This window comes from Neobacillus drentensis (genome assembly GCF_021560175.1).
GTDB classification, from domain to species: Bacteria; Bacillota; Bacilli; order Bacillales; family Cytobacillaceae; genus Neobacillus; species Neobacillus drentensis_A.
On sequence record NZ_CP091110.1, the window covers coordinates 1,870,494 to 1,886,329 of the forward strand.

A 15,836-nucleotide genomic window follows, 5' to 3' on the forward strand; every position below is an offset into this window, starting at 1 on the left:
TGGTAGATGAAAAGGGCTGGAATTTTAATTGTCATTTGTTTAGCAGCTTGGTTTTCCGTCAACAATCCTATTGTTGAAGACTATATAGCATCGTTAACAGAATCTGCACTTCCGGTCGTGAAGCAGACAGATCCTCTGTATCAAAAAATAGTAAAAAATGCACATACATATGAAGTCCCGCCTTCCGATGCAAAGATTGATCCTGTTTGGAAGGCCATTCCTGGATATAATGGAATGAAAGTAGATATTGCAGCTTCCTATAAAAAGATGAAGGAAAAAGGCGAATTTGATGAGCAAAAGCTTGTATTCGTCCAAACAAAACCAAAGGTACATCTAGAAAATTTGCCTCCCACTCCCATTTATAAAGGCCATCCTGATAAACCAATGGTTTCTTTTATTATAAATGTAGCATGGGGAAATGAATATTTATCCGATATGCTTGCAACATTAAAAAGGCATAACGTGTCGGCCACGTTTTTTCTTGAAGGGAACTGGACAAAAAAAAATCCTGAACTCGCCAAAATGATTGTTAGTGCTGGTCATGAGGTAGGAAATCATTCCTATTCACATCCAGATATGAGCAAGCTCACCGCCGCGAAGGCAAAAGAACAAATGATCAAAACAAATGAAATTATTGAAGCCGCAACAGGTGAAAAAAGTGTATGGTTTGCCCCGCCAAGCGGGAGCTACCGTGATGAAACGGTTAAAATTGCTCATGATTTAAACATGAAGACAGTGATGTGGACGGTTGACACAGTTGATTGGCGAAAGCCGTCTCCTGACGTTTTGATTAATCGAGTTATCTCTAAAATTGACAAAGGCTCAATGGTTCTTATGCACCCTACTGAAGCGACAGCAAAATCTCTAGATCGGTTAATTACGTTAATTGAAAAAAAGAATTTGCACATAGGTACGGTTAGTGAATTAATGGATGAGGAAAGAATAATAAATAATTAAGGCAAATTATCTCAGAAATTGGAGAAAATACATTTAAGTAAGTATAATAAATAATTGGAGTAGTAGCGTATGCATTTTAATCCTACTAAACATGAATAAGAAGACAACAGCTTTTGAAAACTTAGAGGAAGATATTCTATAGGCGGGGGGCAGCTGCCTGTAAAAGTCCGATTAGTTTAGGCAGTGGGGCATCCCCTTGCTGTTTGAAGGTTTCGCTGTATAGACAGGAGGAAGTCAATGATTAATAAGTACACTTGCCAAAACGGAGTAAGAATTGTTCTAGAAAATATCCCTACCGTAAGGTCAGTTGCAATCGGTGTATGGATTGGAACGGGTTCTAGGAATGAGGATCCGCAAACAAATGGTATTTCTCATTTCCTTGAACATATGTTCTTTAAAGGAACAACAACAAGATCAGCAAAGGAAATTGCTGAATCATTTGATAGTATTGGCGGTCAAGTAAATGCCTTTACATCGAAGGAATATACTTGCTACTATGCAAAAGTACTGGATACCCATTCTAAGTTTGCCTTAGATGTATTAGCCGACATGTTCTTTAACTCAACTTTTGTCGAAGAAGAGTTAAACAAGGAAAGAAATGTTGTCTTGGAAGAAATCAAAATGTATGAAGATACACCAGATGATATTGTTCATGATTTGTTGAGCAGGGCAGTATTCGAAGACCATCCGCTTGGATATCCGATCCTTGGGACCGAAGAAACCTTGAATACATTTACAGGTGAGTCATTAAAGGAATATATTCATCAACGATATACACCTGAAAATGTCGTTATTTCGATTGCCGGAAATGTATCCGAGAGTTTTATAAAGGAAGTTGAAAATTATTTTGGTTCTTACCAAGGTGATTCAAAGGAAGCACCTGAGAATATCCCTGTTTTTCATTCAAACCGAATTTCCAGAAAGAAAGAAACTGAACAAGCTCACCTCTGTATTGGTTTTGAAGGCTTGAAGGTTGGACACGAGGATGTTTATAGTTTAATTACCTTAAATAATATATTAGGCGGCAGCATGAGCTCCAGGTTATTTCAAGAGGTACGTGAACAACGAGGGTTGGCCTATTCTGTATTCTCGTACCATTCAGCCTATTTAGATAGCGGGATTTTGACAGTCTATGGAGGAACCGGGGCTAAACAGCTGGATCTCTTATTTGAGACAATTCAGGAAACGTTAGAGAAGTTAAAACAAGATGGAATTACCGAAAAGGAACTTACAAATAGCAAAGAACAATTAAAGGGCAGTTTGATGTTGAGTTTAGAGAGCACCAATAGCCGCATGAGCCGTAATGGAAAAAATGAGCTTCTATTAAAACGCCATCGCTCACTTGATGAAATTATCGAGCAGATTGATGCGGTTACGAAAAAGAGTGTCGATGGAATGGCAAGAGACATCTTTACTGACAAATACTCGGTAACTTTAATTAGTCCGAACGGTGAATTTCCAAATAAATTAGCTTAAACAAACGAGGTATCCCGGTTTTAGTGGATACCTCTTTTTCTGTCGTGTTAGTTCAAATTCCTAGCAGCATGGAACTTGCTTGCTAAACGTGCGAATCCGCTTTTCTTATTCTAAAATTTGTCCTTCCTTTATACACTAATAGAAAAAGTGTTGGTGGGGGGCAGGGCTATGAGGTTAAGTGAATTAAGCGGGAAAGAAATTGTCGATGTAAAAAAGGCAGAGCGTCTTGGGGTACTAGGACAAACAGATTTAGAAATAAATGAAAACACAGGTCAGATTCAAGCACTGCTAATTCCTTCCCTAAAATGGTTTGGTTTTCGTAAACAAGGGGAGGAAGTCAGGGTGCCATGGCATCATATAAAAAAAATAGGTTCCGATATGATTATCATTGATGTTCCAGGAGAAGATAGTCGCTAGGAAAGAAGCCCAAGCAAAATAAACGTTGCTTGGGCTTTTTTTATTTCCTTTCATGGAAAACTCACCGAATCAAGCAATCTTACATAAGATGTTGAAGTGATAACAGTAAAAGGAATTCTAAGTTGGATTTTTAAAAAAAAGAAGGTGAATGTTTTCATGCTGACAGGGATGCAGATAGCCGTAATGGGCGGTGATGCCAGACAGCTGGAAATCATCCGTAGGTTAACTGAATTAGACGCGAGATTATCGCTTATTGGATTTGAACAGCTTGATCACGCCTTTACCGGTGCCGTCAAAGAAAAGGTCGATGAAGTTGATTTTTCCAATATGGATGCCCTGATTCTGCCAGTGCCTGGAACAAATTTAGAAGGACAGGTAGAAACCATCTTTTCAAACGAAAAGGTGATTTTAACAGGTGATATTTTAAGCAAAACACCCGAACATTGCACCGTATATTCAGGCATCACCAACTCTTATTTAAATGAAATAACAAAAGAGGCAAAACGGCCCTTGATTCAATTATTTGAACGGGATGATGTTGCCATTTACAATTCGATCCCGACTGTCGAAGGAACCATTATGATGGCCATTCAGCATACAGACTTTACGATTCATGGATCGAATGTGACCGTACTAGGTTTAGGCAGGGTGGGGATGAGTGTAGCAAGAACTTTTGCAGCTCTTGGAGCAAAGGTAAAGGTTGGGGCAAGAAAAAGCGAGCACCTGGCAAGGATTACAGAAATGGGTCTAACTCCATTCCACTTAAGTGAATTGGTGAATGAAGTAAAAGATACCGATATTTTAATTAATACGGCACCACATCTAATTGTTACAGCCATGGTCATCTCCAAACTCCCTGCCCATACCCTCATTATCGACCTGGCCTCCAAGCCTGGCGGTACGGATTTCAGATATGCAGAAAAAAGAGGGATAAAAGCACTGCTCGCTCCCGGATTACCAGGAATTGTAGCGCCTAAAACAGCAGGTCAAATACTTGCCAATATCCTAGCCCAACTGCTTCAAGAGGATGTAGGAAAGCGAAAGGGGAAAGTGAAATGAGTTTAAAAGGTAAAAGAATTGGCTTCGGTCTTACAGGCTCACATTGTACGTATGATGCTGTATTCCCGGAAATAGAAAAACTCGTTCAAGCCGGTGCGGAGGTAATGCCAGTTGTAACCTTTACAGTTAAAAATACAGATACACGTTTTGGCAAAGGGGAAGATTGGATTCAAAGAATTGAAGACTTAACTGGAAATAAGGTCATTGACTCGATTGTAAAAGCAGAGCCGTTAGGTCCTAAAATTCCTCTAGATTGCATGGTCATTGCACCCTTAACAGGTGTTTCGATGAGTAAGTTTGCAAATGCTATGAATGATAGTCCGGTATTAATGGCTGCTAAGGCGACACTAAGGAATTTAAAACCCGTTGTCCTTGGAATTTCAACGAATGATGCTCTAGGGTTAAATGGTATCAACCTCATGAGACTAATGGCCACTAAAAATATTTATTTTATTCCATATGGTCAAGACGATCCAGACAAAAAGCCAAATTCAATGGTTGCTAGAATGACGCTGCTAACGCAAACAGTCGAAGCTGCACTTGAAGGGAAACAACTCCAGCCAGTTTTAGTGGAGAGATATAAGGATTCAGACTAAATTTCCCCCACTTTCGCTAAAAAAGGTTATTTCTTAATAAGAATATGTTAAAATAAATTAATCTTTCATCAGAAGGGTCAACCCCTTCTGATGTAAATTTAAGAATAACCACTAATGTTCAGTGCAGGTTTGAAAGGGGAACTAGAAATGAGTCAGCAAAAAGGTTTTCACGTTGCAGTGGTAGGAGCAACAGGAGCGGTTGGACAACAAATGATCCAAACACTAGTGAAAGAGAATTTTCCTATTAGCAAACTTACCCTACTATCATCGGCCCGCTCGGCTGGAAAAGTAGTCGAAGTAAATGGACAGGAAATTACCATTCAAGAAGCAAAGCCTGAAAGCTTTGAAGGTGTTGATATTGCGTTATTTAGTGCAGGCGGTAATGTGTCTAAGGAACTGGCTCCAGAAGCGGTTAAACGTGGTGCCATCGTCGTGGACAACACTAGTGCATTCAGAATGGATACAGATAAGCCATTAGTTGTACCTGAAGTAAACGAAGCAGATTTACATGAACACACGGGCATTATTGCCAACCCAAACTGCTCTACGATTCAGATGGTTGTTGCGTTAGAACCAATCCGTCAAAAATTCGGCTTGAAAAAAGTCATCGTATCCACCTATCAAGCAGTTTCTGGTGCAGGTGCTGTTGCTGTTGAAGAATTAATGGAGCAAACTAAATCGATTTTAGCGGGAGAAACAGTCGAACCTAAAATTTTACCGGTGAAAGCTGACAACAATCATTATCAAATTGCATTTAACGCAATTCCACAAATAGATAAATTTCAAGAAAATGGCTACACATTTGAAGAAATGAAAATGATTAATGAAACGAAAAAAATCATGCATCTTCCTGATTTACAAGTTTCTGCAACATGTGTAAGACTTCCTGTTGCGGTGGGACACTCAGAATCAGTTTATTTTGAAGTGGAAACAGATGGTGTCAGTGCTCAGGAAATCAAGGCTTTATTAAAGGATGCTCCTGGAGTTGTTTTACAGGATGACCCAGAAAATCAACTATATCCAATGCCTGCACATTGCGTAGGAAAGAATGATGTGTTCGTAGGACGTATTAGAAAAGACATTGATGAAGACCGCGGCTTCCATATGTGGGTGGTTTCAGATAACTTACTTAAAGGAGCAGCTTGGAATTCAGTTCAAATTGCTGAAAAGTTAGTAGAATTAGGTCTAGTTAAATAAGGCTACATCATAAAGGCAGGGTTTGGTGTTAAATGAAAATAATTGTTCAAAAATTTGGCGGGACATCTGTAAAAGATGACGAAAGCAGAAAACATGCCCAAGGCCATATTGAAAAAGCATTAAGTGAAGGCTACAAAGTGGTTGTAGTGGTTTCTGCTATGGGTAGAAAAGGCGACCCGTATGCAACTGATACACTTTTATCCTTAATTGGCGGTAATCTTAGTAAAATATCCAAACGGGAACATGATCTCCTTTTATCCTGCGGTGAGGCTATCTCGAGTATTGTCTTTACCAATATGTTACTAGAGAGAGGAATCAACGCCACAGCCCTAACTGGAGCACAAGCAGGCTTCCGTACTAATAATGATCATACCAATGCAAAAATCATCGAGATGAAATGTGACAGAATTCTAAGGGAATTAGAGACGAATGATGTTGTCGTTGTGGCAGGGTTTCAAGGAGCAGCCAAAAATGGGGATGTAACCACGATTGGACGCGGCGGCAGTGATACATCAGCTGCTGCTTTAGGTGCCGCCTTGAACGCTGAATGGATTGATATCTTTACAGATGTAGAAGGGATTATGACGGCCGATCCGCGTATTGCTGAAAACGCACGGCCACTTTCTGTTGTTACCTATACAGAGGTATGTAACCTAGCCTATCAGGGTGCAAAGGTCATTCATCCTAGAGCGGTTGAGATTGCCATGCAGGCAAAAGTGCCGATTCGAATTCGCTCCACTTATTCTGATTCACTTGGAACATTGGTCACGTCCGTTAATAAAGAAAATCGCGGCAGTGATATAAAAGAACGAACAGTTACTGGGATCGCTCACGTATCTAATGTGACACAAATAAAGGTCTTTGCTAAAAAAGATCAATATAATCTTCAGGCAGAAGTATTTAAAGCGATGGCAAATGAAAAAATCAGTGTTGATTTTATCAATATTTCTCCGAACGGAGTTGTCTATACGGTAACAGATGAAATGACCGATCGAGCGATTCAGGTCCTAGAAGAATTAGGTCATGAACCGGTAGTCGAGCGCCATTGTGCAAAGGTTTCCGTTGTAGGTGCAGGTATCGCAGGAGTACCAGGAATTACCTTTAAAATCGTAACCGCCTTATCAAATTATGGAATTCGTATTTTACAATCAGCAGACAGCCATACAACTATTTGGGTACTGGTTAAACAAGAGGACTTAGTTAAATCCGTCAATTCCTTGCACGATGCCTTTCAATTAGAGGAAGAAACAGTCGAGTATGATTTCTAGGGCTATGGAGAAGAAAGAACGTTTTTAATGAATGCTGCTTTTTGCAGCGGATAAGTTCCGATTGTATTGAAAGGAGTACTAAAATGGTTCATTTCGGGCGAGTATCAACAGCAATGGTAACCCCTTTTGATAAAAATGGGCATATTGACTTTGGAAAAACCACTCAATTGGTTAATTATTTAATTGATAATGGCACTGATTCCCTTGTGATTGCGGGAACAACGGGAGAATCCCCTACGCTTTCCAAAGAAGAAAAGCTGGCTCTATTTGATCATGTTGTTAAAGTTGTAAAAAAACGTATTCCAGTCATTGCTGGAACGGGGAGTAATAATACGTACGCCTCGGTTGAATTAACCAAAAAGGCTGAGCAGCTTGGTGTTGATGCCATCATGGCAGTTGGTCCTTATTATAATAAACCAAACCAAGAAGGTTTGTACCAGCATTTTAAAGCCATTGCAGAAGCCACACCCCTGCCGATGATGGTTTATAACATTCCGGGGAGATCATCCGTTACAATTCAGCCGCAGACGGTGATCCGTCTTTCTAAAATTCCAAATATCGTAGCGGTAAAGGAAGCTAGCGGAGACTTAAACGCAATGACACATATTATTGCAAATACGGCAGATGACTTTGTCCTCTATAGTGGGGATGATAGTTTAACTATCCCAGTTCTATCAATTGGTGGTGCAGGGGTTATTTCTGTGGCATCACATGTGATTGGAAATGAATTACAAGAAATGGTCAAGGCATTTTTTGATGGAGAACAGGCTAAAGCTGCTAAATTACATCAACACCTGCTGCCACTCATGCAAGGGCTTTTTGCAGCACCAAGCCCTGGGCCGGTTAAAACAGCCTTACAGATCAAGGGGTTGGATGTAGGATCAGTCAGGCTTCCGCTTGTTGGTCTAACAGGGGAAGAACGTGCTGCACTCATATCGCTTCTTAAAAGTATATAAATGACAAGAGGGCTAATCGAATGTTCTGTTCGGTTAGCTCTTTTTTTAAAAAAACGCCATATTACTGTAAAAAAATGATTATTGGTTGTAAAGGTTTTCAGGTATCAAGTATAATAATCATAACTGATCTTGGGTCGGCGATTAAAAGTGAACAATCATACTTAGCTTATTGCTCATTCATGGTTGCTTTGCTGGACTTTATGTAAGTATCTATTTATTGTCAGCATAGGAGGAAACGGAAATTGGTAAAGAAAAAGAATACATCCATTAAGTTGATTACACTTGGTGGTATTGGAGAAATCGGAAAAAATATGTATCTTGTTGAGGTGGACAAGGACATATTTATTATTGATGCTGGCTTAATGTTCCCCGAGGAAGAAATGCTGGGTATCGATATGGTCATTCCTGATATTACATACGTAAGAGAAAATAAGGAACGGGTGAAGGCCATTTTTTTAACACATGGTCATGAAGACCATATTGGTGCGCTGTCTTACGTACTCGCACAAGTTGATGTCCCTGTTTATGGAACGAAACTTACCCTTGCACTAGCAAATGCAAAGCTAAGGGAACAAGAATTTACTGGTACAGCTAATTTTATCGAAGTGGATTCAGACACGACGCTGGAATTAGATACGGTACAGGCAAGTTTTTTTAGAACGAATCATAGTATTCCGGACTCTGTTGGCGTTTGCATTCATACATCCGAAGGAATTATTGTTTATACAGGTGATTTTAAATTTGACCAGGGGGCAACAAAGCTTTATAAAGCTGAGGTCGGCAAGATGGCTGCCATTGGAGATCAAGGAGTATTGTGTTTACTATCTGATAGTACAGAGGCTGAAGTCCCTGGATACACCACTTCGGAAACCAAGGTTGAACAAGAAATGTCTAACGCCTTTTATAATGCCCCAGGCCGAATTATTGCCGCTTGCTTTGCATCTGATATCAATCGGATCCAGCATATTTTTAATGCGGCAAGTGAAAATGGCCGTAAAGTTACGGTTGTTGGAAAGAGTCTTGAACAAATTTATCATATCGCACTCGATTTAGGTTATTTAGAAGTGGATGAGGATCTGATTATCCCTGTTAGTGAAATTAAAAACTACCAGGACCGTGAAATTGTCGTTTTAATGACAGGCAGCCAAGGTGAACCGATTGAGGCATTACAGAAAATGGCCAAGCAATCACATAAACTTTTAAACATCCAACAGGGTGATACAGTCTTAATTGCCGCCTCACCTCTAAAGGGAAGTGAAGTCTTTTTATTTAAAACGATTGATATGCTTTTTAGAGCGGGTGCTAATGTGATTTCTGGCAAACGGGCCCTTCATGTATCTAGTCACGGCAGCCAGGAAGAATTAAAATTCATGATTAATTTAATGAAACCGAAATTTTTCATTCCTGTCCATGGTGAATATAAGATGCTCAAAGCACACAGGAAAGTGGCATTGGAATGTGGACTTACCGATCAACAAATCGTCATACCTGACCGCGGTGATGTGGTCGAATGGAAGGAAGGCAGCATTGGTATTACCGGTAAAGTCCCATCAGGAAATGTTTTAATTGATGGGATTGGTGTAGGTGACGTGGGCAATATTGTGTTACGTGATCGAAAGCTTTTATCTCAAGACGGTATACTGATTGTTGTTGTCACGTTGACAAAGCAGGAAAAGAAGATTGCGGCAGGACCTGAAATTATTTCAAGGGGCTTTGTTTATGTACGTGAGTCAGAAAAGTTAATGGATGATTCTACAAAATTAGTCCGTGATATCGTAGAGAGAAATACAGCCAAAGGTACGTTTGAATGGGCGAGCTTAAAACAGGAAATAAGAGATGATTTGAATCGATCCTTATATGAAAAAACAAAGAGAAGACCAATGATACTTCCAATCATTATGGAAGTGTAATATAAAAAGGCACTGGTGAATAAGCCAGTGCCTTTTTATATTTAAAGCATGAAATTGTCTCTCGAGTAAATACTAAACATATATCATGCTTGGAGGGAGTAGTAGAATGAATAACGATTATCAAAATAATGACACCGGCAGACAAGAAGGACAAGAGCCTCAAAAAGAGGAAAAGTCTTCTCCATTATTAGAAAAAATACAACAATTGGGACAAACAAATGTGCCGCAGCTCTCAGCCGATTCTAGTATACATTGTTTAACCATAATAGGCCAAATAGAGGGACATCTTGCCTTACCGCCACAAAATAAAACAACCAAATATGAGCATTTACTTCCACAGTTAGTCGCTATTGAACAAAACCCGAAAATTGAAGGGGTCCTGATTATTCTGAATACGGTTGGCGGTGATGTAGAAGCCGGCCTAGCTATTTCAGAGATGATTGCCTCCCTATCAAAACCAACTGTTTCAATTGTTTTAGGGGGAGGACATTCCATCGGGGTGCCAATTGCTGTTTCGTGTGATTATTCATATATTGCCGAAACTGCTACAATGACCATACATCCTATTCGCCTGACTGGACTCGTGATTGGAGTTCCTGCAACCTTTGAATATTTAGACAAAATGCAAGAGCGGGTTGTTAATTTTGTGACGGGACATTCGAAAATTAAAGAAGAAACCTTTAAAGATTTAATGTTTGCGAAAGGTAATTTAACGAGAGATATTGGGACAAATGTCATTGGTATTGATGCGGTTAAATACGGATTAATTGATGAAGTAGGCGGTCTAGGACCCGCGATGAAGAAATTAAATGAAATGATTGAACTCCGAAAAGGGGAAAATGAGGGGCTGATTCAATGATTTTATATACGATGATGCCAAGTGAACTGATCTTTCCAGCCGAACAAGTGGAACAGAGCAAACAAAAACTGATAACTTATCAGGGTGTCTCCATGCTGGTAGAGCAAACAGACTCCGAGTATGTCGAAGTGGTCCGTATTTTAAGCAGCGACCCGCAACATTATTTAAATCAGCAGCTTTGCCCGGGTGCAAAAATTTCTTTTGCTAACCTTGGAGGTTTATCGGCATTGTAATAGTAGAATATGGTATAATTATCAAAGGAGAAAAAGAGCAGCCAAATTTGGGCTGCTTTCTTTATACATATAGATGAGTAAGACTTTAGTATATAGCTGAATAACATATTTTTCGTACAAGGTGATTAAATGGCCAAAAAAAAGAGAAGACAACCAAAAAAGAGAGACAATCATTTAAAACGGACCGTTCAATTTGAATTATCGGCCCTTGCCATTTTAGCGCTAGCAATTATTTCAATTGCCAAGCTCGGAGCAGTTGGAAAAGCCACCGTTCTATTCTTCCGTTTTTGGATGGGCGAATGGTACATGCTTGGATTGTTAGGGCTAGTTATATTAAGTGTTTATTTAATGTGGAAACGGAGTGTTCCTTTTTTCTTTCATATTAAGTTAGTTGGCACCTATTTTATTATTTCGGCAATCCTCCTATTGAGTCATGTAACACTTTTCCATTTGCTTACCAATAATGGGAAATTTAAAGACCCTAGTGTAATTAGTAACACTTGGGAGTTATTTATGATGGAAGTCAGAGGGGAGACAAGCACCACTGACCTTGGCGGAGGGATACTCGGGGCAGTTTTGTTTGCGTTATTTCACTATCTATTCGCAGAAACAGGAACAAAAATTATTGCATTTATTTTTATACTAATCGGAATCATTTTGCTAACAGGAAAGTCAATTGGCGATTTCGTTGGAAAAATTATCATGACTGTTTTCGATTTTTCAAGAGGTCAATGGGAAGCATTTAAACTGGATATGTCCGAATGGAAGCAGAAACAAACAGAGCGCCGTAATGAGCGCATTGCCGAAAAACAACAGGAAAAAGAGAATCGTCAAAGACAGCCTGCCCCAGTCCCCAACAATGTGCAACATGAACAGGAAGAAACTATTATTCCTGAGCCTATTATCTCTAGTTTTGCGGATCGGGCCTATATAGATGAACCATCCATCCCTAAACCTGAAACAGAACAAGCAAAAGGGAAAGAACAAAAGAGTAAGACGGAAGAGGTTGACGATGACAATACCCCGCCAATCTCATTTACCGAAGAGGTAGTGGAAAACGTAACATACGAATTACCGCCGCTCCGGCTTTTAAAGGCACCAAGGAAGACAGATCAGAGTGGTGAATATGAATTAATACACGCCAATGCGGCAAAGCTCGAACGGACATTCCAATCCTTCGGAGTAAAAGCCCGCGTTACCCAAGTTCACTTAGGACCTGCTGTTACAAAATACGAGGTCCATCCTGATGTCGGAGTAAAAGTTAGTAAAATTGTCAGCTTAAGTGATGACATTGCCTTAGCCCTTGCTGCTAAAGGGATCCGGATTGAAGCACCAATTCCAGGCAAATCGGCGATTGGAATTGAGGTTCCAAATTCCGAAGTAGCCATGGTTTCCTTACGGGAAGTACTTGAAGCTACGCAAAATGATAAGCCCGATGCCAAACTATTAATTGGTCTTGGAAGGGACATCACTGGAGAAGCCGTTCTAGCTGAATTAAATAAAATGCCGCACTTACTTGTTGCCGGGGCTACTGGAAGCGGAAAGAGTGTTTGCATAAATGGAATTATCACAAGCGTTCTTATGAGAGCAAAGCCACATGAAGTGAAATTAATGATGATTGACCCGAAAATGGTCGAATTAAATGTTTATAATGGTATTCCACACCTGCTAGCACCGGTAGTAACCGATGCAAAAAAAGCATCACAAGCTTTGAAAAAAGTAGTAAGTGAGATGGAAAGACGATATGAACTGTTTTCTCATACAGGTACACGTAATATCGAAGGTTATAATGAGCATGTAAGAAGACATAATCTTGAAGAAAATGATAAGCAGCCCTTATTACCATATATTGTCGTCATTGTTGACGAGTTGGCTGATCTAATGATGGTTGCTTCATCAGATGTTGAAGATTCGATTACTCGACTAGCGCAAATGGCCCGAGCTGCCGGAATTCATTTAATTATTGCCACCCAGCGGCCATCTGTGGATGTCATAACTGGAGTTATTAAAGCGAATATTCCATCACGAATTGCCTTTGCTGTTTCAAGTGCGACCGATTCAAGGACGATCCTCGATATGGGCGGCGCAGAGAAACTGCTGGGAAGAGGGGATATGCTATTCCTGCCTGTAGGAGCATCCAAGCCTGTTCGCGTTCAAGGTGCCTTTCTCTCAGACCAAGAGGTAGAAGATACAGTGGAATTTGTTATTTCGCAGCAAAAAGCACAATATCAAGAAGAAATGATTCCGGATGATATTCCAGAGGTAACAGGAGCCGTCGATGATGAATTATACAACGATGCTGTCGACTTAATTATTGATATGCAGACGGCATCAGTATCCATGCTGCAGCGCCGGTTCCGGATTGGATATACGAGAGCTGCACGTCTTATCGATGAAATGGAGGCCCGTGGTGTTGTAGGACCATATGAAGGAAGTAAGCCGCGGACCGTATTACAGGCAAAACCAAATGAAGAGCAGAGTTCCTAAACTCTTTTAGAAAAGAAATTTCTCAGCTAGATAAAAAAAGTAGTAAAAAAGAGCCATTCGGCTCTTTTTTTGTAAGTCTATTTTCTATAAAAAGTGATACTATAGTAGTGGAAGGAAGTGATAGCTCATTAATTGATTATTGCTATTTTTCTACTTTTTTCGACACAATTCATGGTTTTCTTCCGAAATTTGTAAGCGTTTTTATAAATGTTGGTTTATTTCCCCCTTTTTTCGACGAAATTCCATATTCCTATTTATTTATCACAAAAAAAATGTTAATATAAATCCGATTAGTAGGAATGATATCAGATGTCTGATGTCTTAGGAAAAAGGCTGGAGGAAACAGCATGTCTATTAGGTCAGATAACCGGCACTTATATTTACAAGTAATCGATCGGTTGAAGCAGGATATTGAAAATGGGGTCTATAAAGAAAAAGAAAAGCTGCCTTCAGAATTCGATCTTGCGAAACAACTGGGGGTAAGCAGGGCAACTCTTAGGGAAGCACTCCGTATTCTAGAAGAGGAGAACGTTATCATAAGACGCCATGGTGTTGGTACTTTTGTAAACGGAAGACCCATGTTTACGTCTGGGATTGAACAACTAAATAGTGTCACTGACATGATCAAACAAGTTGGGATGAAACCTGGGACTATTTTCTTAAGTTCATCAACTCAAGGTCCTACCGAGGAGGATATTCGTCGTTTCTCATGTTCTGCTAATGAGGAGATTTTCGTGATGGAGAGGGTTAGAACTGCAAACGGAGAACCGGTAGTTTACTGCATAGACAAGGTTCCGGAAAGCATTTTGCCTGAAACATTTTCCCATGAGGAAGAATCTATTTTTCAGATTTTAGATGAGGCGGCAAATCGCAGAATTACATACGCAGTTGCCCAAATAGAACCTTTAGGTTACCACGAGAAAATTTCACCCATTTTAGAATGTGATCCAGAAACTGCTTTGTTAGTGTTAAAGCAAATGCATTTCGATGAAACGGATGAACCTGTCCTATTCTCGGTAAACTATTTTAAGGCGGATAAATTTAGTTTTCATGTATTAAGAAAAAGAACATAATTTTTTTGTTAATAGGTGTAAACGGTAAACAAATGAAGTGTCAACATTTCTACTAAATCAAACAACATTCTTAGGGGGTATATTTCTTTGAAAATACGTAAAATTGGAATGGCGCTTTCTCTAGTTCTTGCTGCTGGAACACTTTTAGGTGCTTGTGGAAAAAGCAATGATACAAGCAAGGGTGGAACATCAGATAAATCAAAAGCATTCTCTGTAGCAATGGTTACTGACGTTGGCGGTGTAGATGACAAATCATTTAACCAATCAGCTTGGGAAGGTCTTCAGAAATTTGGTAAAGACAATAACATGTCCAAAGGTAAAGGCGGATATGATTACGTACAATCAAAATCTGATGCTGACTACTCTACTAACTTAAATACACTTGCTCGTCAAAATTTTAGCTTAGTATTTGGTATTGGTTATTTAATGCAGGGTGCGGTTGAAGAAATTGCTAAGCAGCAAAAAGATAAGCATTTCGCCATTGTTGACTCTGAAGTGAAACAACCTAACGTTGCAAGTATCCTATTTAAAGAACAAGAAGCTTCATTCCTAGCGGGCGTGGCAGCAGCAATGACAACTAAATCCAACAAGATTGGGTTTATTGGCGGTATCGAAGGTGCTGTTATTGAACGTTTTGAATCAGGATTTGTAGCGGGTGTTAAAGCGGCGAAGCCAGAAGCAACTGTTGACATTCAATATGCTGGTGCATTTGATAAAGCAGAACTTGGCCAATCAATCGCTTCAAAAATGTACTCTTCCGGCGCAGATGTTGTTTTCCATGCTGCTGGTGGAACAGGTGTTGGTTTATTCAAAGAAGCAAATGACCTTAAGAAAAAAGATCCATCACGTGAGATTTGGGCAATTGGGGTTGACAGTGATCAAGCTAATATGGGTCCAGATGTTGTTTTAACTTCCGCTCTTAAACGAGTAGACAATGCTGTTATCGACGTTTCTACAAAAGCGAAAGATGGTAATTTCCCTGGCGGAAAAGTTGCCTTATACGGTCTAGCTGAAGACGGTGTTGGTTTATCACCAATCAATAGCAAAGCACCAAATAAAGCCGCTATTGAAACTGCTGTCAAAGATTGGACGGACAAAATTAAAGCAGGTACTATAAAAGTTCCAGGTACTCGTGCAGAATTAAAAACATTCAGCGCAAAATAATAATAATAGGGAATAAGCTGGTCTTGCTGCCTGCTTATTCCTTCTTAATGAAATCCTAACTGAAGTGTAGAAGCACATTCTACCTTTCATTTAAGATTTTACCGGGGAGTAATCCCTGTTTTTTTAAAAATCTGAAAGGTCTGACCTCTTACTACTATTGGTCAATTTTTCCTTTTATCTTATC

General features: G+C 39.7%; 14 protein-coding genes. All 14 read left to right on the forward strand.

The window, feature by feature from the left end:
• The first annotated feature begins 6 nt into the window (after window positions 1–6).
• The 14 genes from L1999_RS08750 to L1999_RS08815 all read left to right on the forward strand — a co-directional run bounded on the left by L1999_RS08750 (window position 7) and on the right by L1999_RS08815 (window position 15,652).
• Complete coding sequence (locus tag L1999_RS08750) at window positions 7–957, forward strand: polysaccharide deacetylase family protein (protein WP_235743180.1); 951 nt, start codon at window positions 7–9, stop codon at window positions 955–957.
• Between the two features lie 237 nt (window positions 958–1,194).
• Window positions 1,195–2,433 carry a M16 family metallopeptidase gene (locus tag L1999_RS08755; protein WP_235743181.1) on the forward strand — a complete coding sequence of 413 codons (1,239 nt, stop codon included), beginning with the start codon at window positions 1,195–1,197 and terminating at the stop codon, window positions 2,431–2,433.
• 168 nt (window positions 2,434–2,601) lie between these two features.
• Window positions 2,602–2,850, forward strand: coding sequence for a YlmC/YmxH family sporulation protein (locus L1999_RS08760; protein ID WP_235743182.1), 249 nt, complete (start codon window positions 2,602–2,604; stop codon window positions 2,848–2,850).
• A 156-nt stretch (window positions 2,851–3,006) separates the two neighbouring features.
• Window positions 3,007–3,909 carry a dipicolinic acid synthetase subunit A gene (gene dpaA, locus L1999_RS08765; protein WP_235743183.1) on the forward strand — a complete coding sequence of 301 codons (903 nt, stop codon included), beginning with the start codon at window positions 3,007–3,009 and terminating at the stop codon, window positions 3,907–3,909.
• Window positions 3,906–4,505, forward strand: coding sequence for a dipicolinate synthase subunit B (dpaB, locus tag L1999_RS08770; RefSeq protein ID WP_235743184.1), 600 nt, complete (start codon window positions 3,906–3,908; stop codon window positions 4,503–4,505). Before dpaA ends, dpaB begins: the two co-directional genes overlap by 4 nt.
• 147 nt (window positions 4,506–4,652) lie before the next feature.
• The gene (gene asd, locus L1999_RS08775; RefSeq protein ID WP_235743185.1) at window positions 4,653–5,702 is read left to right on the forward strand and encodes an aspartate-semialdehyde dehydrogenase; all 1,050 of its coding nucleotides are present in this window, start codon (window positions 4,653–4,655) and stop codon (window positions 5,700–5,702) included.
• Between the two features lie 32 nt (window positions 5,703–5,734).
• A complete protein-coding gene (gene dapG / locus L1999_RS08780) occupies window positions 5,735–6,970 on the forward strand; it encodes an aspartate kinase (RefSeq protein WP_235743186.1) in 1,236 nt (411 codons plus the stop codon).
• An 83-nt stretch (window positions 6,971–7,053) separates the two neighbouring features.
• Complete coding sequence (dapA, locus tag L1999_RS08785) at window positions 7,054–7,926, forward strand: 4-hydroxy-tetrahydrodipicolinate synthase (protein WP_235743187.1); 873 nt, start codon at window positions 7,054–7,056, stop codon at window positions 7,924–7,926.
• Window positions 7,927–8,168: 242 nt separating this feature from the next.
• Window positions 8,169–9,836: a ribonuclease J gene (locus L1999_RS08790; RefSeq protein WP_235743188.1), complete on the forward strand. Its 1,668-nt coding sequence runs from the start codon at window positions 8,169–8,171 to the stop codon at window positions 9,834–9,836.
• 106 nt (window positions 9,837–9,942) lie between these two features.
• Window positions 9,943–10,695, forward strand: coding sequence for a ClpP family protease (locus tag L1999_RS08795; RefSeq protein WP_235743189.1), 753 nt, complete (start codon window positions 9,943–9,945; stop codon window positions 10,693–10,695).
• The gene (locus L1999_RS08800; RefSeq protein ID WP_235743190.1) at window positions 10,692–10,928 is read left to right on the forward strand and encodes a YlzJ-like family protein; all 237 of its coding nucleotides are present in this window, start codon (window positions 10,692–10,694) and stop codon (window positions 10,926–10,928) included. The genes L1999_RS08795 and L1999_RS08800 overlap by 4 nt, the downstream gene beginning before the upstream one ends.
• Before the next feature lie 129 nt (window positions 10,929–11,057).
• Entirely contained in the window at window positions 11,058–13,415 is a 2,358-nt protein-coding gene (locus L1999_RS08805) for a DNA translocase FtsK (protein WP_235743191.1), read from the forward strand.
• Between the two features lie 347 nt (window positions 13,416–13,762).
• A complete protein-coding gene (locus tag L1999_RS08810; protein WP_235743192.1) occupies window positions 13,763–14,488 on the forward strand; it encodes a GntR family transcriptional regulator in 726 nt (241 codons plus the stop codon).
• Between the two features lie 87 nt (window positions 14,489–14,575).
• Window positions 14,576–15,652 (forward strand): BMP family lipoprotein, encoded by a 1,077-nt coding sequence (locus L1999_RS08815; RefSeq protein ID WP_235743193.1) that lies wholly within the window; start codon window positions 14,576–14,578, stop codon window positions 15,650–15,652.
• Window positions 15,653–15,836: the final 184 nt, after the last annotated feature.

Excerpts from the sequence above, each read along its gene's own strand:
- L1999_RS08750 (WP_235743180.1), top strand. The coding sequence starts at position 7 with ATGAAAAGGGCTGGAATTTTAATTGTCATTTGTTTAGCAGCTTGGTTT.
- L1999_RS08755 (WP_235743181.1), top strand. The coding sequence starts at position 1,195 with ATGATTAATAAGTACACTTGCCAAAACGGAGTAAGAATTGTTCTAGAA.
- L1999_RS08760 (WP_235743182.1), top strand. The coding sequence starts at position 2,602 with ATGAGGTTAAGTGAATTAAGCGGGAAAGAAATTGTCGATGTAAAAAAG.
- dpaA (WP_235743183.1), top strand. The coding sequence starts at position 3,007 with ATGCTGACAGGGATGCAGATAGCCGTAATGGGCGGTGATGCCAGACAG.
- dpaB (WP_235743184.1), top strand. The coding sequence starts at position 3,906 with ATGAGTTTAAAAGGTAAAAGAATTGGCTTCGGTCTTACAGGCTCACAT.
- asd (WP_235743185.1), top strand. The coding sequence starts at position 4,653 with ATGAGTCAGCAAAAAGGTTTTCACGTTGCAGTGGTAGGAGCAACAGGA.
- dapG (WP_235743186.1), top strand. The coding sequence starts at position 5,735 with ATGAAAATAATTGTTCAAAAATTTGGCGGGACATCTGTAAAAGATGAC.
- dapA (WP_235743187.1), top strand. The coding sequence starts at position 7,054 with ATGGTTCATTTCGGGCGAGTATCAACAGCAATGGTAACCCCTTTTGAT.
- L1999_RS08795 (WP_235743189.1), top strand. The coding sequence starts at position 9,943 with ATGAATAACGATTATCAAAATAATGACACCGGCAGACAAGAAGGACAA.
- L1999_RS08800 (WP_235743190.1), top strand. The coding sequence starts at position 10,692 with ATGATTTTATATACGATGATGCCAAGTGAACTGATCTTTCCAGCCGAA.
- L1999_RS08805 (WP_235743191.1), top strand. The coding sequence starts at position 11,058 with ATGGCCAAAAAAAAGAGAAGACAACCAAAAAAGAGAGACAATCATTTA.
- L1999_RS08810 (WP_235743192.1), top strand. The coding sequence starts at position 13,763 with ATGTCTATTAGGTCAGATAACCGGCACTTATATTTACAAGTAATCGAT.